Origin of the sequence: Solibacillus sp. FSL R5-0449 (assembly GCF_037975215.1) — a bacterium.
Classification (GTDB): domain Bacteria; phylum Bacillota; class Bacilli; order Bacillales_A; family Planococcaceae; genus Solibacillus.
In genome coordinates this window covers 778,902-800,162 of sequence record NZ_CP150239.1, presented here as the reverse complement: position 1 = coordinate 800,162, position 21,261 = coordinate 778,902, and the positions used below count along the sequence as shown (strand labels likewise).

Here is a 21,261-nt window from a genome sequence, read left to right as displayed (position 1 = left end):
ACGGGAAAGCCTTCTTTTCATTATTTCATAATTGTACGGACAAGCTTTACTTTTTGCTTGTATGGTGGATATAGCAGACTATTTGCCAGTTTATTAGAACGGTGCAAAATGGATTTCGGATGTGTGAAGTTTTCAAAACTTGCTTTTCCGTGGTATGCTTTCACACCTGAAGGCCCTACTCCGCCAAACGGTAAATACGTATTGCCGACATGCGTAATGACATCATTTATACAGCCTCCGCCAAACGGAAGCTCTTCTAAAAAGTAATCGATCGCTTTTTCATTTTCCGAGAACAAATAAGCACTTAACGGTTTCGGCAATTGACGAATTTCATGAATCGCTTTTGGTAAATTTTCATACGTCATCACCGGTAAAATTGGTCCAAACAATTCATCTTCCATCGAAGGTCGATCCCACGTAATATTTTCGAGCACGGTCGGTTCCATATATAAATCTTCTCGGTCTGTACGGCCACCATATACGACCGTATCTCGTTCCCTATCTAAAATAGTCTGCAGACGGTCGAATTGGCGTTCATTAATAATACGCCCGTAGTCCTTACTTTGCTGTGGATCATCACCGTAAAATTCTTTGATCGCTTTTTTTACGAGACGCGAAAACTTTTTCGCAACGCTTGTATGGACAAGAACATAATCAGGCGCTACACATGTTTGTCCTGTATTATTGAATTTCCCCCATACAATCCGTTTAGCCGCTACATCCAGATTTGCCGTCTGATCGACAATTGCCGGACTCTTTCCGCCCAATTCCAATGCAATCGGCGTAAGGCGTTCTGCAGCTGCTTTTGCCACAACCTTCCCTACCGCTACACTTCCCGTAAAGAAAATATAATCAAAAGATGCGTGGATCAATGCCGTTACTTCATCCTTTTCCCCTTCTACAACACGTACATATTCGGAAGGGAATACTTCTTCCAGAATTTTTTTCACAATAAAGGCTGTATTTTCGGCAGATTCCGATGGTTTAACAATCGCCGTATTTCCTCCGATAATCGCTCCGATCAACGGCTCCATAATCAATTGGAATGGATAGTTGAATGGCCCGATGATTAATGTCACTCCATATGGTTCACGTACAACATAGCTTTTTGCAGGCTGGAAGTGAAGCGGTGTTTTGACAGGCTGCGGTTCCATCCAGCTATTTATATTTTTTAAAAAATAGGAAATACTATCATAAACAATACCGATTTCAGTTGTGAATGCTTCAAACTCGCTTTTTCTTAAATCGAGAGCTAAAGCTTCAATTACTTGATCTTCATATTTTTTTATTGTTTCCTTTAATTTTACGAGCTGTTCTTTACGAAATTCTACATCTTTTGTAGCGCCCGTAAAATAAAAAGCACGTTGATTTTCGATCATTTGTTCAACATCATTTGCAGTAAAATTCATTTTTTTCATCCTTCCCAAAATTAATATCCGTGACTTATACAGAGATCCGGCTTCATTCATCAACTGTTAATAGAAAATAATCATTTTTTTGAATGAAGATAAATGTATGCATAAATTATAGCTGTTCACACATATTAACTATAGTAATAACTACTACAAAGTTTTAAAAATATCCTGCAAAAAAAAGGAGGCTTCATGATTAAATTGTCTTAATTTTTAAAGAAATGTTTATAAATAAAGACATATGGGAATTTCATAACTAAATTAATAATCGAACATAATAAGCAATGTAAAACAATCGTACAAGGAGGCTATATAAAATGATTATTACTGAAACTTGGTGGGGCGAGATTTTTTCCGGGCCATTATCTATTGGATTAAACGAACAGAAAGTTAAACAACTTGAGGATGAATCATTTTTATACTTTGACGAATTTGTTGCTACTATTCCTAATGAAGAACAAAATACTTAACTTTTAAAAGGACTGTCACAATTGACAGTCCTTTTTAGTATTTTTTTGTGGCATAATAACTATATAATAGTGATTATTACGCTAAGTTCATAGGAGGTTATCCTTATTTTAAATAAATTACTGAAATCTATGTTAATCGCCTTACTTATTTTTGTTTGCGCCGTTTCAGTTCAATATATTATAAAAATGAAGAATTCCGATCAGGAAGAAACCATCATAGAAGCAAAGGCATCGATGACACAGGAGCAACTAAAGACTCACACGATGCTGATGTTGAGTGAAATCGTGCTGAAACAGTTTATTGAAAATATAATGCTGAATATCGAAATTACACAGGTTGACGATAAACAAAATGTCATCGTCTCCCTAAGGGCATCAGAATTTCTTAGTGAAATTACATTGCTGAAAGACAGCTATAACTTACTAAATGAAATCCAGCACGTGGAAGCAATCAATAATATTACGTTAAAATGGTTCATGCCTGTAAAAAACAAAAATACAGAAATACTAACGATTACATTTGATGAAGAGACATTAGTTGCTTTTGATGAAATTTCGTATAAAGACATTCCCCAGGCATCCACTCACTATATAAAGCATGCACATCTGGATTAATATATCTTTCCAATATAAAAAGCAGTTCAAAAATTACGGATCGTAAAATTTGAACTGCTTTATTTTTATGCCTGTTTATTCCGTTATTTAATCGAATCATTCATTTGCTGTAGTGCCTTTTGGACATTTGTCACCGCTGTAATGAGTTCCTGTTCTTGTTTTGCCGTAAAGAGATTATAGTTTACGTAATCCTCTTTACCCACTTCGTAGTACGCTACAATTTCGTTTAATGCTGTAATTTCTTTTGTTGCAGTATCCGCACTTTCAGTAGAAACACGTGGTACAAACACTTCCATTAAATCTTCGGCTGCTTCTGTTTGTGCTTTCACTGCATATACTTCATTTCCAGATACGCTCGGTTCAGTAAGTCGGGGATTTGCCATTTCCTTAAACATTGTCACAGCTGAAGCAAGCACATTATTTTCTGTCACATCAATTGTCGCAAAATTGGCTTGAAGTTTCTTCACATCGGCAACAAGTTCCTCGGCAATTTCTTCGTACCCTGCTGTCTTCTTCTCATCGAACAATCCGTAGGCTATACGTTGAAAACCAGTCGTTTCCGTTTCTTCCCCTTTCACAAGGTTACCGTTTATCTTTTCGTCAAGCTCCGGGAAACTCGGTGTCAGCGGCTGTAGTCTTTCATAATACATTGTTACTAGCGGATACAGCTTCTGTGCGTCCTCCAGCTTCCCTTTTTTAATAGCAGTCGCTAAAAGCTCGGTATCAATTACAAAGCTATCCATTTGCCCAGCTAAAAGCGATTTAAACTGCTCTGCTTCTGCACTGATATCTATCGATGTTTCCTGCTGTTCCACAGGCTCTGCTACTTTTTCTTCTTCTTTTTGCCCACATGCTGCCAATACAGAAACAGCAAGTAAAGCAGTCATTAACTTTTTACTTTTTTTCATCATAGTTCACCTCTTATTTTCTAGTTCGACTACTTTTGCATGAACGACGAAACGCTCTTTGTCATTTTGTGATGTCGTGCAAGTCGACAATGTCACAATTTTATCGTTAGGCGTTACTTGAACCGGCAGTTTTATATCGGAACGTCGATGAATTTCCGCTAAATACTGCGTATAGGTATAGTCTGTAAATTGTGTTTCGATATAATAAAAGTCGGTCGTTGTTTCATAGGCGGCAAACACATGCAGTGCATACCGTTTGTCATTAGTTTCATAGTAGAAAACGGGATGGGCTTCTGCATATGCCTGATCGCTAAATTTAGGCAAATCTCCGAACATCGTACCATTGCGCAAAACATGCCCGTAAAAAATCGTATGACGGTCTTCCATTACTTCATTGCGAAAATCGGCAAATATGCTTCCTCCGCGACTTTTCTCATCCAAATAATTATGCGTTAAGTAATACTCGTTATCATCCCTTTGTAAAACCGGATTATTAAGACGGGTATTCTCCAGTGTGAGCCAGCCGATTATATGATCGTTTTGCTGTTGAAGTGAGGCAAGCTCACTTTGATCGACAATTTGCCGGGCATTCTCAAGCTCTTTTTCCACTTTCTCATAGCTGAAAAAATAACGGATAATAATCCCGGCGCAAATTATCATGACGATGCCGCTGACGATTCGAAAGATCCTACGCATATTAAATACTTAACGGCATCATATATAATCCGAGCTGCTCATCTTCATGAAACACGGAATTGACCCCGTATACTTCCTTAATTACTTCTTTTGTAATCACATCGCGCGGTTCACCTTCAGCGATAATTTTACCGGCTTTCATTAAAATAATATGGTCACTGTAACGGATCGCCTGATTAATGTCGTGCAGCACCATTACAATCGTCAAACCGTACTGTTCATTTAACTGCTTTACGAGTTCCAGCAGCTCAAGCTGATAGTATATATCCAAATATGTTGTCGGCTCGTCCAGGCACAGTATTTCCGACTTTTGTGCAAGCGCCATGGCGATCCAAACTCGCTGCCGTTCCCCGCCGGATAGTGCCGATAGTTCATTATGCCGTTTTTCAAGCAGATTCGTACAAGTAAGCGCCCATGTAACAGCCTCTTCATCCTCTTCCGCTCTCTTTTTGAACAATGAAGTATGCGGCATCCGACCATACATCACAAGCTTCTCCACCGTCAAATCTGCCGGAATGTCGTTTTGCTGATAAACAATCGCCAGTTTCTTGGCAAATTCTTTCGGCTTATATTCCACCAAGTCCCGGTTTTCGAGCGTTGCATGGCCTTCAAGCGGTTTATTATTTCGTGACATGACACTTAGCAATGTGGATTTCCCGCAGCCATTCGGTCCTATAATTGTCGTCACTTTCCCTTTTGGAATAGCGGTCGATACTGCATTTAAATGACGGGTCGTTCCGTCATGGGAAACGACTACTTGTTTAATTTCCATATTGGTTGTCACTCTTTTCTAAGTAGGAATATGAGGAATGGTCCTCCGATTATCGCCATAATCGTCGATGCCGGTACTTCCATCGGGCTGAACAGTGTACGTCCAAGTGTATCGGCCAATAATATAATAAATGCGCCCAGCAGTGCCGTAAACGGAATTAACACTTTATGATCATAACCGACAAGCCGGCGTGCAATATGCGGCACTAAAATTCCGACAAATGAAATGACCCCTGCCACCACTACAGATGAAGCAGCTAGCAGCACGGCAACCGTCGCTATGAATATACGTGCACCTGTCACATTAAAACCGACACTTTTTGCCGTTTTATCGGATAATACGAGCACATTGCACGAAGCATATAAAATAAATGCAAGAAGTAAACCAATCGAGCCATATGTAACAATTAACGACACATCCTCCCAAGTTTTCAAAGAAAGGTTTGACGTAATCGAACCGGTTGCCGATGCACCGAAACTGATCATCGCTTCTGTAAGTCCAGAGAACATAGCATTAATCGCAATCCCGACTAAAATCAACTTTAAAGGATTCAGCCCTGATTTCCAGGAAAGCAGGAAAACGAAGAAACATGCAAGTGCCCCTCCGATAAATGCTGCTAGTGGGGTGAAGAAAAATAATGTCGGTACGAAGCTTACGATAAATAATTTTGTAAATGCTGCTCCCGCGGATATCCCGATGAATCCGGCATCTGCTAATGGATTTCGCATTATTGCCTGCAATAATACACCGGCAACCGATAAAGCTGCTCCGGCGAATATCGCTACAATGATTCTTGGAAAACGCAAATCTTTAATCGCTGCCATATCCGCATTATCACTATTAAAGAAATTCATTATAAAATCGGTAAATGACATCTGTATACTGCCAGTAGTCGCTGCGTAAATGCTCGTTAGTACAAGTAATACCGTGACAGCGATAAAGCTGAAAATTTTTTTGGTCACAGAAAACATCCTTTATATGATGAAAAGCAAAACCTCGCTCAAGACTTTGCTTTTTCAACATTGTTATTAATAAGGTGAACGGGGAACCCCGCATATCCTCCCCCCTGCGTAAACCTGGGAGGCAGGGGTTTTATGGATAAAATATTTCTACTAACTCATTGAGTGCTTCCGGTACATTCAATGCTGCTGTTGTACCAAATAGCTCTTCTTCCAAATCATATACTTGTCCGTTTTTCACAGCATTAAAATGTTTCCATACATCATTTTTGGTAAATTCCTCGTCAAACATTTTAATCACTTCATCCGGCATACCGTGCGATAATCGTAAAATAATGTCAGGATTTGATGAATATAAATACTCTGTATTCGATGGCAAGTATTCTGCATCCTGGCCAGCCATGACGTTTTCACCGCCAGCAAGACGGACAAGATCTCCCGCATAGGAATTTTCCGTTGCTACTAAGTAACTGCCAGGCACTCCAAGTAAAATGAGTACACGCGGCTTCTCTTCATTACTTGCTGCCACCTCTACCGCATCAATTTCCGCCTGTAGTTCATCATTCAAAGCTTTCGCTTCGTCCACGCGGTTGTAGCGTTCTCCAAGTGCTGTAATTTCGTCCATCATTGATTCAATACTTGTTAAATCAACAAAATCTACCGGAATTTTCAACTGCTCAAATTTATCCTTTAAGTCGTATTCCAATGTGGAAACGGAAAGTACCTCCGTAGGATTAAGCGATTTAATGATTTCCGCATCCGGATCCATCGCATTTCCGATATTCGGCAGATCATCGAATCGTGCCGGCAAACCCTTTACCGTATCCGGAATAGCAACCGCATCAAGATTCAACCGGTCCAATATTTGTGCGATGACAACTGTTCCGGCGATAATTCTGTGCTCATCTTCAACTGCCGCTGCCTGTTCAGATGCAGTATTATCTTCACCGGTGTTGGTTGACGCTGCTTGCTGTTCACTATTTCCGCATCCCGCAAGTACCGCCATGCTCAGTGCGAGACCGATTAACCACTTTTTCATTTGCTTTTCCTCCTAGCTGTTTAAACTGAAGTAAAATTTCATCCCGTATTAGATGGAAGTTTAGTTCAATTTAAGCGTAGCGTCTTAACTATCCTTACCTTAAAAATAGGATTGGGGCTGTATTAAAAGCCTCAGCTTTTAACACAACCCTACCTAAACTAGTATTAGCAATGGCTGTTTGTAATACGCCATTTACGATTCATTGAATTATTTCTTTAAACCGTCAACAACTGTTAATGTGTTGTTTAAGATTTTTGCCATTTGAGAGCGTGTTAATTTATTTTCCGGATTGAATTTCCCTTCAAAACCAGAAATAATGCCTAATTTATTTAATTCAGAAATTGCTTTCGAAGCTTCCACTTCTTTCGGCATATCAGAGAATTTTGCTACTTCGCCAGATGCTTTATAGCCATTTTTCTCTAATAGACGGTAAATCATTAAAGCAGCTTGTTTACGCGTTACATCTTGTCCAGGTGCAAATGTAGTAGCAGTTTTACCGTTAATAATACCGTAACCGTTTAATGCATTGATTGCTGCTTTTGTTTCAGCATCGTATTTTACGATGTCAGTGAAGTTCGCTTTTGCCGGTACATCCAGTTTTAATGCACGGTTTAACATTAATGCAAATTGAGAACGCTTTAAGTTGTTGCCTGGATTGAATTTTTCTGCCGCAATGAAAATCCCTTTATTGTATAGGTTAATGATTGCATCTTTATTTCCGTTGTTTGCGATATCTTTAAATGGAACAGTTGTTGTGTTCTTTTCAGTAAACTTCATTTGGAAGTCATGTGCAGTTTCATATAATACAGTGCCGTTAAGAACTACTTTTAAATCTGCTGTAGCAGTATAGATTTTTTCTAAATCTTTGACTGATAACGTATAGATTTTTACTGTGTTATTGCCAACTTTTTCTTCTGATTTTAATGCAACTGTTGCGCCTTCAACATCGAAGCCTAATAAATGTTGACCTTCAGGGAATGTTAACTCTACATCATAGCCCCCTTCAGTTGCTGTCACTGTTACTTCATCGTCCAAATATTTATTGTGCATAATAGACAATTCCTGAGTTCCGTTCTTTAATGCTGTAACATCCATTTTTACAGACTCAACCGGTGCAGGTTTTGTTTCAGCATTTGGTAGTTCCAGGTCAGCTGTTTCGATAGCGAAATTAAAGTCATATTGTTTGTCCATATTCATAGCAGGTACTACTACATGTACTGATGCTTCATGCAGATCACTGATTGATGGAATATCGATTGTTACCTTACCGTCTTTTGCCTCTACTTTATTGCCAGCAATCGTTACATCCGGAACCATTGCTTTTGAAGCTTCTGTAACTGTTAACTCTACAGAATATTTACCATCTTTCACGATTAATTTTGCATCAGGAGAAAAATGATTCGTAATTGCTGTGTAGTTTCCTACTTTTTCTTTATAAGCATCCCATTTGATAGCGTATGTACCATCTGCCACAGACTCAAACGTTTTACCAGGTGTATAAATCTTCTCTTCTTTCACTTCTTCAACTGGCTTTGTCGTTTCCGTTACTTCTTTGATTGATTTTGCATCAGGTGTTAACGTCACTTTATAATCAACCGGATCTTTTCCGACGAATGTAATTGTCATATTTAAAGTAGCTTCAACTGGAGCATAATCTGCAGTTACTGGAATGTTGATATGTTTTTTACCGTTATATTCAGCCATTGCAGGTTGTCCTGCCACTGTTACGCTGTTTACCATTGCTAATACCGCATCTGATAATTCAATATTGATAAATTGCTGACCATTACGCTCAACTAATGTACCTGTAGTTGGAATAAAACGTTTTAGTGCATCATCCGCTTCAACTTTGAAGTCAATTGTTTTTGAAGCTGTTGGTGTTGCCGCTTCTGTTGCTTTCGTTTCTGTAGTTGTGTCAGCAGATACTGCCATTGCAGGTACGATTGCTGATGTAGCTAATAATGAGGCTAAAACCGCTTTAGTTGCTTTTGATTTGTTTATCATTTTTTTATTTCCCCTATCTGTCTATGTAGTTTTTGTTTTCTTAGTGCGAATGAATACAACGGCTGCTATCAAAAATAAAACAATCGCCATTAATGGTAATTCATCGCTCGTCTCCGGATTTTCTACGACTTCAGAATCCTCAGCCTGCTTTGTTTCAGACACAACTTCTTCTTCGGATTTTGTTGAATCATCTGTCTTTGTTGTTTCTGTTGTCACTTGCTGTTCGGATGATTCTTGTTTCTGCTTTTCAGTTGTTGATGATGCTGGTGTATTTGAAGAAGTATTACTTCCTGACGACTTTTTCGGTGTTTCCTTTTCCTTAGGTGCCGGAGCTGTTTTAGCAGGTTCCTGCTTTACCGTTTCTTTAGGTTCCTCGGCTTTTGCTTCAGGTAACCCCCCGCTGTTAAATACAAAATCAACACTATAGCTATGATGGTAATCAATATCATCAATGTCGATTTTCATCGGGATTGTCACTAAATTTGCATTGGAAACAGTAAACTGCACTGTACGCTGGTCTGCTGATTCATTTGAGCTGATTACTTTCGCTCCGCCTGGAGGATTAAACTGTGTAACCCAGCTGCTGTTTTTAATCGTAAGCTGCATTGTCATTTTTCCATTGTTGACAATTAATTTGGCGGGCTTTAAAAAATAGTCATTCGCCATGGATGCGGAATTGCTCCCGGGTTTATTAACTTGATAACTGACATCATATGTACCATCAGCAATCGCTGCAGAGGAATTATTCGGTAAAGTAAACGCTACCAAAAAAAGAGCAGCAAAAAATATGAAGAAACCTCTTCTCACACTATTTCTCCTCCTTATCTATATAATTATAATTTCCTAACAGAGAATATTTCTCAATACCACTATATAGCATGCCATAAATCGGCTATTTTCTCAATTGATGATATTCTCATTTAACACTTATTCTTCACTTCCTTTGTAAACTTCACATATTTGTCGCAAATCAATATGAATCTTACCCTACTCAAAATGAGACTGGGATATAACCCCAAAAACGCTATTTTTCTCTGAGAAAAATAGCGTTTTTTTGCTGAGCGTTAAAATTGATTTCCATTCCGGGACGCTTTCCGCGGGCGTGAGGCCAACAGGATGTTGGTCAAAAAAGCGTTGCCTCAGGACGTGGCGTTCTTAGCTTTTGTTCCTAGTCTCAGGCGTCACGCTTTTCCCGCAGGAAGCTTTGCTTGTAGCGAAAGGCGTAAGCCGTCAGCTACACTCGCCCTCCATTCCAATCAATTTTGCAATATATCCTTTTCTTAATAAAAGCTTTCCTCTTATTTAACAATAATTCTACTTATGTCCCTGCCTCAATAAATTATTCTATTTAACCATCTAGCATTTACAAACAAATTTTGATGTATGTGTAAATCATTATTTTCCAATCGCTTGGACTGCAGCTCGGATTCCGAGTAAGTAACTTTCTTCCCCAAAACCGGAAATTTGTCCTGTTACAATATCAGCGAATACCGATTTTTCACGGAAACTTTCACGTGCATGAATATTGGACATATGCATTTCAACAATTGGTCCTGTGAAAATAGCCAATGCGTCCCGAATTGCATAGCTATAATGAGTCCACGCACCTGCATTTAGAACAATTGCGTCTACCCCTGATAGGAACGCTTCATGAATTTTTTCTACGAATTCACCTTCGTGGTTCGTCTGGAAAGTTTCTACTTCAACATTTAATTCTTTGGCTAATTCTTGAATATTGCTGTTAATCTGATCCAAAGTAATCGTACCGTAATGTTCCGGATCACGTTTTCCGAACATATTGTGATTAACACCATGTAACATTAAAATTTTTGTCATCCGTCTTACCCCTTAATTAGTATTTAGCTAATGATTACATATTCCATTATTTTTGCTTACCGGTGAATATTTTAAAGATTAAATCTCTTTGCCATTACATCATACCAAGACTGTTGAATACAGGACAACCTCGTTATTCAGCTTGTACGAAATATCAGTCTTTACGAGCGAAAATTGAAAATTCATGAATTTACGAAAGACCGTTACGTCCCGGCTTTTTCCTTTTCTATTGATCGGCGAGGTTTTTTAAACTATCGGAAAAACGTTGTAGCATATATTTTAAAACAATGCTATGTTATTGAAAGAAATACCATATTTATCATCCATATGAGCGGGTTATTCGAAAGCATTTACTAAAAGGGGAATAAAAATGAATAAAATATATTCAAAAACAGCCATTCATCCGGTCTTACAAAACTATTTAGAAGTCTTACCTTTATTCCACTTGATGTTACCTGACATCGCTTTTGGGGTAACAGATACAGAAGAATGGCTCACTTACCGTCCGGGCCGAAAAATAGATATTGGTGCAAGAGCGGGCACTAAAATAAATCCACTGGAACCTCTGGCAGAGGTTATTAAAAACAATGTAATAATAAATGATGAAGTTCCATCTGAGTTCTTTGGACTTCCTTTCACCGGCATAGCTGCACCAATTTTAGATAATGGTCAGGTAATTGGAGCACTAGCCATCCAACTACAAAAACAAAATGAAAAACAACTTAGAGCTATTTCAGATCAGATTTTACAATCACTTGAAAAAGCTAATAACAATGTTATATCGATCACAGATAGCTCGGAAGGTCTTTCAAAAATAAGTGATAAATTATTAGAACAGTCCAATCATGCTATGGAAGAAGTAAAAAATACCGATGAAGTATTAAATTTCATTAAGAGAGTGGCTGATCAAACAAACCTTTTAGGGTTAAATGCCGCGATTGAAGCAGCTAGGGCCGGAGATAAAGGTCTTGGCTTCACAGTAGTTGCTAATGAAATCAGAAAGCTTTCTTTTGAAACAGTTTCTTCCACAGAAAAAATAAGACAGACATTAACGAATATCCAAAAATCAGTGAATGATATTACAGCCACGATCCAAGAGGTTGTAGTTGTAGGACGTGAACAAGCATCTTCTACTGAAGAAATTTCTGAGATCATTACGAAAATTGAAGCGATGAGTAAAGAGTTAAACAAGTATGCTTCCGAATTATAAAATTAAAGAACGCATATAAAAAGGACCTCCAGACATGAATCATTTAGATTTAGTCTGGAGGTCCTTTGCTTTACTTGACCTTACATAGGTAACGGTCCACTTTATCTGGATGCCGGAATAAATCCTGCCTCTTCAGCCTCTTTCACTGAACAGAACATCTCTTCGGCTACTGTATTTTCATAGTCAAGTTGGCCGGGCATATGATAAATTTTATTACCTTTTCTATTAATATTGCCTTTAATATCGCAACTATTATCGTCCGCTGTCGTTTTATCTTCTTGTTGTTCCGCATTGCGCATTCCTGCTGCAGCATTAAATGCTTCTTTATCATAACCGCGGTTTGTTACATAATCCTCAACAGACCATATTCCGATCGCTGACTGCTGTGCTGTTTCTTGTATCGATTTGAACCGGTCCACATATTTCGTATTCGGATCATATATATAGGCAACTCTTGCCAAACCGTTTTCCAGTAACTGCTCTTGTACACTAATCCCATCCTGGGTATATATATACGCTAGCAGTCTTTGATATTTGTCGCGATAAGAAACATCGAATTCCAAATACACTTTGTCTTGTCCAGCCAATAGCTGCTTCGTAAATTCTTTTGCTTCAGGCCCATATGGTTGCTCTCCCAAAGTCTCATGGTTTGTTTCTGGAGTGTCGATCAGCAAAAACCGTACTTTCTCAGAATTTCCGTTATAAATAATTCTTATCGTATCGCCGTCTATTACACTGTCCAGCTTATATTCTTCAAACTTGCTTATATCATATTTATCCGCATTTTCCTTCACGCTGGAAACGAGACTATTTATATTCTCGATGTCATTAACATCCGTATTGAAATCTGTTTGTTCCGTACAAGCACTTAATATTAATACCGGCAAGAACAACCATAAAATTCTTTTCATTTAAAAAACCGCCTTTAATTACCCAACTTTTTACGTTCATAACAATAGCTATAAATTCAAAAATCCTCAGTTAAACTGCCTAACTGAAGATTCAAGTCTTAACTGAATATTAAATATAGAACAACTGCTAAAATAATTGTTCCGCTAGTGATTAATGTTTTTATATCCTTGTCACTCATTGTATACTCCTCTTTTCCAGCTTACTTTAACATATTTTATTTAAGTCTATTATCTATCCTCGGATAGCACAATAATTTTGATTTTTTGGTATTATTTTTTCAACTGGATCAATAATATCTTCACAAAAAAAATCTTCAGTATTGAAACCGAAGATAATACTTTAAGGTTCTTTTCAGGTCCATCTTGATAGCTCATTTTAAAATTTTCTAAATATCCGTATTTGGCTTAGGATTTGGTCCTAAGTCTACCGGTGGAATATCTGCAAATGTACCGCCCTCTTCTTCTAAATCTCGCATACGGTGTGCCAGACGTGAAGCTGCACAGGCTGCGATGCTTCCTACTAAATCATCTAAAAATGTATTTACCGATTCGCCAGCTTTTGTATCAAGCTTTTCGATAATCCCGATTTTTTGCTTATCCAAATGACCGAAAGTTGTAACGGCAATACTACCATACGTAAATACTGAGCCTAATGCCAGTGTTTCGTCAACGCCAAACAGCCCTTCATCTGCCTCGATAATTGCTTGAAGCGGTGCTGACAGCAATCTTTTTTCCGCCAGTTCATCAAGTTCAATTCCGACTAGTACAGCATGCTGCACTTCACGTTTATTTAATACACGAACAACCGATTGAATACAGTGTTCAATAGTTAAACCTTCATTATATGGTGATTGCATCGTAAACACGATTTCCGCAATATCCTCAATTTTCACATGACGGCGTTCCAACGCGTCATATGTAGCTTTTGTTACTTCGTCTGAGTGTACACGAATATTTTTATTATGCATAAGAAATCCTCACTTCTGTTTATTTTAGGCACTCATTTTTTCCGCATTAACGGATAGTCATTATTCCGCCTCGAAAGTTCAGCTTCAGAGGCAAGATTTATAGCTTTTTTTATATATTACACCTTTATTTTACTATATGATACAATTTTAGATACATCAAAAAACAGGGGTGACAACATTGGAGAGAGGCACAGTAAAAGATGTTACTTTTTTTAGCAATGCATTAAACGAAGAGTTAGAATTACTAATTTATATTCCAGCAAATTATTCTCCACTATACGAATATAACATTTTAATCGCATCCGATGGTAAAGATTACTTTCAATTAGGGGGAATTCCACGTCTCGCTGATGAACTGATCGATGGCTATGAAATTGAAAATACCATCATTGTTGGTGTGCCATACAAAAATTATGAAGATCGAAAGAGAAAATATATACCGGCAGGAGATCAATTTGAAGCGTATATGCGGTTTTTGGCACATGAGCTCGTGCCTTATTTAGATGATGAATTTTCAACTACACAAGTTGGCGGTGGGCGTGCATTAATAGGTGATTCTATGGCTGCAACCATTTCATTAATGACTGCCATCCATTACCCTAATATTTTCGGTAAAGCAGTATTACAATCACCTTATGTAGATGAGCTTGTATTGCAGGCTGTTAAAGATGCGAAAAATATCAATATTCTTTCGTTGTACCATATCATCGGTCTTCAGGAAGATCAAGTGGCCTTAAAGGATGGCACTGTCAAAGATCTGCTAACACCGAACCGTGAGCTGCACCAATTGTTCGTCCAACATGGTATTGATACATTCTATGAAGAATTCAATGGAAATCATACATGGACTTACTGGAAACCTGATTTAAAACGTGCACTAATTGAAATTTTCGGATAATACAGTGAGTTGTAAATGTTTATTCACAAATTTTTCTGTTATAATGAAAACAATTACGCCTTGGTGTGGCTGTATCTAGATTATCAATCATGAATAGTTGTATAAATCTATGCCATTTACAGGACGTCTCACATTCATATAGAACAGTGCTATATGAAATTATTCATAAAATTTTTAGGGGGTAATGAATTTGAAATACGGTATTGTTGCTTTTCCATCTAAAAAATTACAAGATTTAGCGAACACTTATCGCAAACGCTATGACCCGCATTATGCATTAATCACACCTCACGTTACATTAAAAGATGCGTTTGACGCGGATGAAGCTGAAATCGGAGAAATCTCCAAGCACTTACAGGAAGTGGCTTCAAGGTTTGCACCTTTACAAATTCACGCCTCTCGAATCAGTTCATTTTATCCGACGACGAATGCCATATACTTCCGAATCGAACCGACACCACAATTAGAAAATATTCATAATTCTATTCAGGAAAAAATCACTTTTGGTGCGCCAAAGCATGTGTTTGCGCCACATATTACTATCGCGCAAAAAATGAGCGCTTCCGAGCATGATGATATTTACGGTCAGTTGCGTATGGTTGGAGTAGATGAAAAAGATTCAATCGATCGTTTCCACTTGCTTTACCAATTGGAAGACGGCTCATGGACAACTTACGAAACCTACAAATTGACTGGAGCTGAGTAATACGTGTTTGATGTAAAATTAGTTACAACCGACGAAGACCGCGAACGTGCATTTGCACTACGCAAAGAAGTGTTCGTCAAAGAGCAAGGGGTTCCATTAAGTTTGGAATTAGATGAATACGATGAGACAGCCATTCATTTTTTAGTAAATGAAGGTGAAAATTCCATTGCTACAGCACGGCTTCGCGAAGTCGAACCGAAAGTCGGAAAAGTTGAACGCGTTTGCGTTTTGAACAACTACCGCGGTAAACGACTTGGTGCATTAATTATGGAAGCTGTTGAACAATATGCAAAAGATGAATCATTTGAAAAGCTTAAGTTGAATGCACAAAGCTATGCGATTCCTTTCTATGAGAAACTGGACTATACTGTCACTTCTCCGGAATTTATGGATGCCGGCATTCCGCACCGTGCTATGGAAAAGAAAATTTAATCTTTTCAATCACATAAAAGTTAAAAAACATCCATTTCTCTTCGGAGAAAATGGATGTTTTTCGTTTTGTTACGCCACTTTTTAAGTTCCGAATTATCTCATCATTTTCTCGATTTTCGAAAAATCCAAAGACTTACCGTCTTGAATGATTGATTGGACAATTTTATCTTCAAGCTCACTTGTAATCGGTTTATTTGCAAGACGGCTAACCTTTTTCACGATTTTTCGAACTTGCTTTTCATCCGAGAAATCTGCATACGTCAATGCATTTGCAAGCGTCATAATTTCATCGAAATCAACGCCGGTTTTGCGCTCCACTTTTTTAAAAAACGAACGATCCATACTGTTTACTTCCCTCCCTTAAATAAATACGCTACCAACGATAATAAGTAAAATAAATAGTACAACGATCAATACGAATGTCATACTGTTATTACCGCCATAGCCTGGGGAACAGCCATAATCACAACCACCATGTTGCCAACCTTGTTGCTGCCAACCATATCCAGACATACTTATACCCCCCTTTCTATTTTGTAGTGTATGCAAACACTCAAAAAAAAGGAGGGTATTCGTCTAATCTACTTTTCCTTTAGGCTTAAATATTAATGCCGCGATAAAACCAAACAATATTGCAGCACTAATTCCAGAACTTGTTACCTCAAACATACCTGTCAAAAGACCAATCCAGCCGTGCTTTTCAGCTTCAGCCATCGCCCCATGTGTCAATGAGTTGCCAAATGAAGTGATTGGAATCGTTGCACCTGCACCGGCGAAGTTTATTAAGGCTTCATATAAATTAAGTCCATCCAAAATTGCTCCTACTACTACTAAAATGGATAAAGTATGACCAGGTGTCAGCTTTCCTACATCCATTAATAACTGACCAATCACACAAATTAATCCACCAACGACAAATGCCACTAAAAATGTAAAGCCGATTGTACTCACCCCATCCCGATTTCAATTGCATGTGCTGTACACGGAATTGATTCGCCTTGTTGAAATGATAGCGGTGATAAAAGCGCTCCTGTTGCCACTAGTAATACACGCTTGTAACGCCCGCTTTTAAATTGTTCCATCATATAGCCACTGTAGACGGCAGCAGAACAACCTGCACCACTCGCCCCGGCCAAAAATGCAGTATCTTCACCGTAAAATTCTGCACCGGCATCACGGAATCTTGATAAATCTTCTTTTTTCACACCGCTTTGTGCAAACATCGCAATTAAAATTTTCAAACCGATTTTTCCTAAATCACCGGTCATAATGACGTCGTAATCCTTTATTGTTTGTGAACGCTTTTTCAAATGGGCCTGAATCGTATCAAATGCTGCCGGTGCCATTGCCCCCCCCATATGAAATGGATCTGTTGCTCCGTAATCAATTACCTTTCCAATTGTTGCGGCTTCTACATACGGAAGCTTCGGCTGATGCTTACCAACTAATACAAAGCCTGCTGCCGTTACAGTCCACTGAGCAGTTGCAGGCTTTTGACCTCCATAATCAACCGGGTAGCGGAATTGGCGTTCTACCGAGTTATGCTGGCTTGATGCACCTGCAATAGAAAAGTCACTGGCACCCAGCTCTGTCAATAATGAAGCAATAACTATAGAAGAGACAGATGTTGCACAGGCAGAAAAAAGACCGATAAACGAAACCGCCAGTTCCCGCGCTGCAAAGTTTGTAGGTGTCATTTGATTGACCAAATCGCCACCTAGCAAATAATCAATATCCAAATTTTTTAAGTTCGATTTTTTTAAAATGATCTGACATGCTTCAGAAATCAGCACGGCATTCCCTTTCTCATTCGAATCTTTTTGCAACCGTTCATCGGTTGATATTTTGTCAAAATATGTTTGAAAGACACTCCGCTTCTCCAAAGGCCCTACTACAACACCTGAGGAAAGAATGGATGGCTTTGACTGAAAGACAATTACCACGCCGCGACACCTACCGATACTAGTATTAATTTAATCAAGGTTACAAAAAAGGCCGATACGACCCCAAATAAAATAACAGAGCCGGCAAGCTTGAACATGTTACTCCCTACACCTAATACAAGTCCTTCCGTTTTTCCTTCAATTGCGGAAGACACAACAGCATTACCAAAACCCGTTACCGGAACTGCACTTCCAGCTCCTGCAAATTGACCTAGTTTACGATATTGTCCAAAGCCTGTAAGAAGCATGGCGATAAACACCATTGTTGCCACTGTTGGGTTACCTACCGTTTTTTCCGTAAAATCAAAAAACATCATATAAAAAAAGGAAATTGCTTGTCCCACACAACAAATTACACCGCCAACTGCAAAAGCTTTTAAACAATTGATGGCAATAGGCGATTTCGGTGTAATCTGATCTTTTAATGTATTGTATTGTTGTTCTTTCAAGTTACGTTTCCTCCTTAGCAAGCTTTTTTAATGCATGCAGTTCTTTCAGCATTTTTTTCTGGTCTTTTTCTTCCATCAATTTAGTCGATTCCCAAAACATTTTAAAATCCGCGGAAACATTGACTTTGCTATCGGAAAATTTATCTTCCAACTTCTTTTTCCAATCCTCTTCAATTTTTTTGCGGTTCCATTTTTCAAACGGTTTTAATTGCATTGCCACAAATAATTCATCTTCAATTACTAAAAGATTCGCTTGTTCAATTGCATCATCTTCCTTTAAAAGCTTTTCTATTTCCTGCTGATTCTGTTCATTGTCTGTCAGCGCATACGTCACAACTTTCTCCCGGTCATTGCAGCCTGCAAGAATTAAAAGCAAACTCAATGTCAAAATTGCCCTCCACATAGCAGTCCCCCCTTTTGTCCATTTTTCTCCAAGTATAACCGGTCGTATTTTGAATTATTCATCGCCCAAAGAAGTTTGGGAAAACCTGTTCATTCGCCCGATTCTTTTAGAAACCGGGTCATATTATTAGTAAGAGTTAAGTATACCGGAGGTGAAAAATTTATGGGTTGTGGAAGAGGTAATAATGATGTAGGTGGAACTGGTGGACATCACCAATCACGTGGCTGTGTTTGTGAGGTTGTCCGTGCGATTTTAGAAATTCAAAATGCGGCAGTACAGGATGAATGCAGTCGCTGTACAACAAACTGTTTCTTAGAGCCACTTGGTGGAATTGTTAACCCATCACGTTCAAATGTCGACACACGTGTATTTACTTTATTAAACAAGGATGGCTCTCCATTCTTTGCTACATTCACTACAGCAGAAGGCAATGCTTGTCCTTGTGTATCAATGTATTTCCGTGTTGAAGACGTATTCGATGGCTGCTGTGCAACATTACGTGTTCTTGTACCACAAGATGACAAAGAACATGCAGTTGATTTACTAAACGATCACGGAACAGCTATTGATTTCCGTCAAGTATGTAAAGTGACACAATTTGAGGCTTCAGATAGCTGTATCACAGTTGATTTAGATTGCTTCTGTGCTGTTCAATGTATCGATGATGTGTACCTTGGTATTTGTGAATAATTCATATTAATAACACATCTCGCGCTCTATGTGCGAGATGCTGTATTTTCTTTTTTGAAGGAACTAAAAAAGAGGAGCCATTAACTTGGCTCCTCCTTTTTATAAAGTATTGTGAATTAACACGATCTCATTAGCTTTTATCCAGCGTTTTGTATCATTGCAATTCAGCAAAACTTGACTACCACTTATTTTATCGATGGATCCGTGAATTTTTTCACCTGATTGCATAATAAATACCAATACCCTCGGCTCTTTCGTCGGTTTCGAAAAATAATGGAGCTGTCTGGCAATAAGGGCATTTTCAATTTTTTCAGTGGCAGGTCGTACATAAATTGATGTACTTTCTTCCTCTATTTCGACTCGTTTTTCTTGTATATAAATCGGACTTGCAATAAAAAGTAATGGGTGAATTTCCACATTCCACATCCTTTTTCATACAATATGCAAAGTCTTTTCAAATCGTTCCTTACAGAATCCGGCTAATAAACGACGTTGCAAGCCCAAGATAAATAATAATACTTGTGACGTCATTCAACGTTGTAATAAAAGGTCCTGATGCAACGGCAGGGTCAACACCCATCTTATGCATTAAAATGGGAATAAACGAGCCGGCAAGTGTCGCAACGATAATCGAGCAGCAAATCGCTGCTCCGACAAGCAGACCGATCATTAATGTTCCCTTCCAAAAGAAAATGATGCCGACAACTATTGCACCACTCACTACCCCCATAATAAGTCCTGTACTTAATTCCCGCATGATCAGTTTTAATTTACTTTTTCCGCCAATGTCCCCGGTTGCAATCCCTCTTATCGCAACAGCCAATGCCTGGGTTCCACTATTACCGGATGTACCGGAAATAAGCGGGATAAATGTTGCAAGCAAAGCGACTTTATCGAGTGTGGCTTCAAATATTCCCATAAGTCCCGATGTCAGCATTCCTAAAAACAGTAAAATAATAAGCCATGGCAAGCGCTTGCCTGCCGCGCGCAAAGGACCTGCATCATTATCATCCATGTCCGCAATACCTGCCAGCTTGGAATAGTCGTCCTCTGCTTCTTCTTCAATGACATCGATAATATCATCGACCGTAATAATCCCTTGAAGCTCTCGGTTTTCGTTGACAACCGGAATGGCCAGTAAGTCATAGTCCTTAATCAGATTCGCGACATTTTCCTGGTCATCCGTTACTTTTACGGATAGGACACGTTCGCTCATGATATCCCGGACATATAAATCACCTTCCGCGACAATTAGTTGCCTTAACGACATGACACCAAGTAATCGATGTTCCTGATCCACTACAAAAATATAGTAAATCGTTTCGGCCGTTTGGGCTTCCTGCCGCAGCACGCGCATTGCCTCGCGAACTGTTGCACTTTCAACGACCGATACATATTCTGTCGTCATAATAGCTCCGGCTGTATATTCTTCATAGCCTAAAAGCTCATTAATTTCATCGACGGTTTCTTCATCCATCATGTCCAAATAATTTTCACGTTGCTCGGTATCCAATTCATTGAGAATATCTACCGCATTATCGGTATACATGAAGCCAAACATGGCCGCACCGTATGATGGATCCATCTCGTCTAAATATGTTTTATATTCATCGTCCTCGATTTCAGTTGTTTCAAAAATGGTTGCCATTTCTTGAGGAGACAAGTAACGATAAATAATTTGCCGTATGTCAGGGCCCACCTCTTCGTAAAACTGTGCCTGATCATATGGATGAAGTACAAGGAAATGTTCGCGGAATGCTTCAATATTTTCTTCATCAAGCAGCATTCGCAAAAACGCTTCATCGTACTGGATTTCATCATTTTTTTCCTCTATCATGCTTGCCCCCTCCTTTCAACTATTCATAACGAGTTATTTTATGATGCATTACTGTCCCTCGTCAAGCTAATTACGTATTATCATTACTTTTTTCGTATGTTCC

General features: G+C 38.7%; 26 protein-coding genes. 7 read left to right on the top strand and 19 right to left on the bottom strand.

The annotated features are described in order from the left end of the window. Window positions 1-20: 20 nt before the first annotated feature. On the bottom strand, window positions 21-1,409 hold the full coding sequence (locus tag MKY27_RS03765; RefSeq protein ID WP_339197891.1) for an aldehyde dehydrogenase: 1,389 nt from the start codon (window positions 1,407-1,409) through the stop codon (window positions 21-23). 320 nt (window positions 1,410-1,729) lie between these two features. On the opposite strand from MKY27_RS03765, the gene MKY27_RS03760 reads away from it, so the two are divergent. Together MKY27_RS03760 and MKY27_RS03755 are read left to right on the top strand one after the other, a co-directional pair. Then, window positions 1,730-1,882, top strand: a complete 153-nt coding sequence (locus MKY27_RS03760) for a hypothetical protein (protein WP_008403534.1) — start codon at window positions 1,730-1,732, stop codon at window positions 1,880-1,882. Between the two features lie 186 nt (window positions 1,883-2,068). Further along, entirely contained in the window at window positions 2,069-2,497 is a 429-nt protein-coding gene (locus tag MKY27_RS03755; RefSeq protein WP_339197886.1) for a hypothetical protein, read from the top strand. A gap of 83 nt (window positions 2,498-2,580) precedes the next feature. Here the strand turns inward: MKY27_RS03755 and MKY27_RS03750 are convergent, their stop codons facing one another. The 8 genes from MKY27_RS03750 to aroQ all read right to left on the bottom strand — a co-directional run bounded on the left by MKY27_RS03750 (window position 2,581) and on the right by aroQ (window position 10,711). Then, complete coding sequence (locus MKY27_RS03750; RefSeq protein WP_339197884.1) at window positions 2,581-3,408, bottom strand: imelysin family protein; 828 nt, start codon at window positions 3,406-3,408, stop codon at window positions 2,581-2,583. Window positions 3,409-3,411: 3 nt separating this feature from the next. Beyond that, entirely contained in the window at window positions 3,412-4,101 is a 690-nt protein-coding gene (gene srtB, locus MKY27_RS03745) for a class B sortase (RefSeq protein ID WP_339197881.1), read from the bottom strand. Between the two features lies 1 nt (window position 4,102). Beyond that, window positions 4,103-4,873, bottom strand: coding sequence for an ABC transporter ATP-binding protein (locus MKY27_RS03740; RefSeq protein WP_339197879.1), 771 nt, complete (start codon window positions 4,871-4,873; stop codon window positions 4,103-4,105). Window positions 4,874-4,881: 8 nt separating this feature from the next. Beyond that, window positions 4,882-5,835, bottom strand: coding sequence for an iron ABC transporter permease (locus MKY27_RS03735; protein ID WP_339175352.1), 954 nt, complete (start codon window positions 5,833-5,835; stop codon window positions 4,882-4,884). 130 nt (window positions 5,836-5,965) lie between these two features. Further along, on the bottom strand, window positions 5,966-6,871 hold the full coding sequence (gene isdE / locus MKY27_RS03730; protein WP_339197876.1) for a heme ABC transporter substrate-binding protein IsdE: 906 nt from the start codon (window positions 6,869-6,871) through the stop codon (window positions 5,966-5,968). 207 nt (window positions 6,872-7,078) lie between these two features. Beyond that, on the bottom strand, window positions 7,079-8,875 hold the full coding sequence (locus MKY27_RS03725) for an S-layer homology domain-containing protein (RefSeq protein ID WP_339197874.1): 1,797 nt from the start codon (window positions 8,873-8,875) through the stop codon (window positions 7,079-7,081). A 21-nt stretch (window positions 8,876-8,896) separates the two neighbouring features. Next, on the bottom strand, window positions 8,897-9,682 hold the full coding sequence (locus tag MKY27_RS03720) for an NEAT domain-containing protein (protein WP_339197870.1): 786 nt from the start codon (window positions 9,680-9,682) through the stop codon (window positions 8,897-8,899). Between the two features lie 588 nt (window positions 9,683-10,270). Beyond that, window positions 10,271-10,711, bottom strand: coding sequence for a type II 3-dehydroquinate dehydratase (gene aroQ, locus MKY27_RS03715; protein WP_339197867.1), 441 nt, complete (start codon window positions 10,709-10,711; stop codon window positions 10,271-10,273). A 370-nt stretch (window positions 10,712-11,081) separates the two neighbouring features. On the opposite strand from aroQ, the gene MKY27_RS03710 reads away from it, so the two are divergent. After that, on the top strand, window positions 11,082-11,921 hold the full coding sequence (locus MKY27_RS03710) for a methyl-accepting chemotaxis protein (protein WP_339197864.1): 840 nt from the start codon (window positions 11,082-11,084) through the stop codon (window positions 11,919-11,921). Window positions 11,922-12,022: 101 nt separating this feature from the next. Here the strand turns inward: MKY27_RS03710 and MKY27_RS03705 are convergent, their stop codons facing one another. Continuing rightward, a complete protein-coding gene (locus MKY27_RS03705; protein ID WP_339197861.1) occupies window positions 12,023-12,832 on the bottom strand; it encodes a thermonuclease family protein in 810 nt (269 codons plus the stop codon). Window positions 12,833-13,218: 386 nt separating this feature from the next. Continuing rightward, window positions 13,219-13,800 carry a phosphatidylglycerophosphatase A gene (locus tag MKY27_RS03700; RefSeq protein ID WP_339175344.1) on the bottom strand — a complete coding sequence of 194 codons (582 nt, stop codon included), beginning with the start codon at window positions 13,798-13,800 and terminating at the stop codon, window positions 13,219-13,221. Window positions 13,801-13,978: 178 nt separating this feature from the next. On the opposite strand from MKY27_RS03700, the gene MKY27_RS03695 reads away from it, so the two are divergent. The 3 genes from MKY27_RS03695 (at window position 13,979) to MKY27_RS03685 (ending at window position 15,836) form a co-directional block, all read left to right on the top strand. Beyond that, a complete protein-coding gene (locus MKY27_RS03695) occupies window positions 13,979-14,698 on the top strand; it encodes an alpha/beta hydrolase-fold protein (protein ID WP_339175343.1) in 720 nt (239 codons plus the stop codon). Window positions 14,699-14,888: 190 nt separating this feature from the next. Continuing rightward, the gene (locus tag MKY27_RS03690; RefSeq protein ID WP_339175342.1) at window positions 14,889-15,404 is read left to right on the top strand and encodes a YjcG family protein; all 516 of its coding nucleotides are present in this window, start codon (window positions 14,889-14,891) and stop codon (window positions 15,402-15,404) included. Between the two features lie 3 nt (window positions 15,405-15,407). Continuing rightward, on the top strand, window positions 15,408-15,836 hold the full coding sequence (locus MKY27_RS03685; RefSeq protein WP_339175340.1) for a GNAT family N-acetyltransferase: 429 nt from the start codon (window positions 15,408-15,410) through the stop codon (window positions 15,834-15,836). Between the two features lie 93 nt (window positions 15,837-15,929). Here MKY27_RS03685 and MKY27_RS03680 read toward each other — a convergent pair whose 3' ends face one another. The 6 genes from MKY27_RS03680 to MKY27_RS03655 form a co-directional block, all read right to left on the bottom strand. Next, entirely contained in the window at window positions 15,930-16,178 is a 249-nt protein-coding gene (locus MKY27_RS03680; RefSeq protein ID WP_079524802.1) for a stage VI sporulation protein F, read from the bottom strand. 18 nt (window positions 16,179-16,196) lie between these two features. Next, on the bottom strand, window positions 16,197-16,349 hold the full coding sequence (locus MKY27_RS03675) for a YjcZ family sporulation protein (protein ID WP_339175339.1): 153 nt from the start codon (window positions 16,347-16,349) through the stop codon (window positions 16,197-16,199). Between the two features lie 63 nt (window positions 16,350-16,412). Then, on the bottom strand, window positions 16,413-16,778 hold the full coding sequence (gene spoVAE / locus MKY27_RS03670; RefSeq protein ID WP_176142113.1) for a stage V sporulation protein AE: 366 nt from the start codon (window positions 16,776-16,778) through the stop codon (window positions 16,413-16,415). 5 nt (window positions 16,779-16,783) lie between these two features. Further along, the gene (locus MKY27_RS03665) at window positions 16,784-17,779 is read right to left on the bottom strand and encodes a stage V sporulation protein AD (protein WP_339175338.1); all 996 of its coding nucleotides are present in this window, start codon (window positions 17,777-17,779) and stop codon (window positions 16,784-16,786) included. Then, entirely contained in the window at window positions 17,773-18,228 is a 456-nt protein-coding gene (gene spoVAC / locus MKY27_RS03660) for a stage V sporulation protein AC (protein ID WP_339175336.1), read from the bottom strand. The genes MKY27_RS03665 and spoVAC overlap by 7 nt, the downstream gene beginning before the upstream one ends. A gap of 1 nt (window position 18,229) precedes the next feature. Beyond that, window positions 18,230-18,631 (bottom strand): YhcN/YlaJ family sporulation lipoprotein, encoded by a 402-nt coding sequence (locus MKY27_RS03655; protein WP_339197858.1) that lies wholly within the window; start codon window positions 18,629-18,631, stop codon window positions 18,230-18,232. Between the two features lie 162 nt (window positions 18,632-18,793). Here MKY27_RS03655 and MKY27_RS03650 point away from each other — a divergent pair, with 162 nt between their 5' ends. Beyond that, window positions 18,794-19,321 carry a CotY/CotZ family spore coat protein gene (locus MKY27_RS03650; protein ID WP_339197855.1) on the top strand — a complete coding sequence of 176 codons (528 nt, stop codon included), beginning with the start codon at window positions 18,794-18,796 and terminating at the stop codon, window positions 19,319-19,321. A 99-nt stretch (window positions 19,322-19,420) separates the two neighbouring features. On the opposite strand, the gene MKY27_RS03645 is transcribed toward MKY27_RS03650, so the two are convergent. Beyond that, window positions 19,421-19,747 (bottom strand): 4-diphosphocytidyl-2C-methyl-D-erythritol kinase, encoded by a 327-nt coding sequence (locus tag MKY27_RS03645; protein WP_339175332.1) that lies wholly within the window; start codon window positions 19,745-19,747, stop codon window positions 19,421-19,423. 40 nt (window positions 19,748-19,787) lie between these two features. Beyond that, window positions 19,788-21,158 (bottom strand): magnesium transporter, encoded by a 1,371-nt coding sequence (gene mgtE / locus MKY27_RS03640; RefSeq protein ID WP_339197852.1) that lies wholly within the window; start codon window positions 21,156-21,158, stop codon window positions 19,788-19,790. Between the last annotated feature and the right edge of the window lie 103 nt (window positions 21,159-21,261).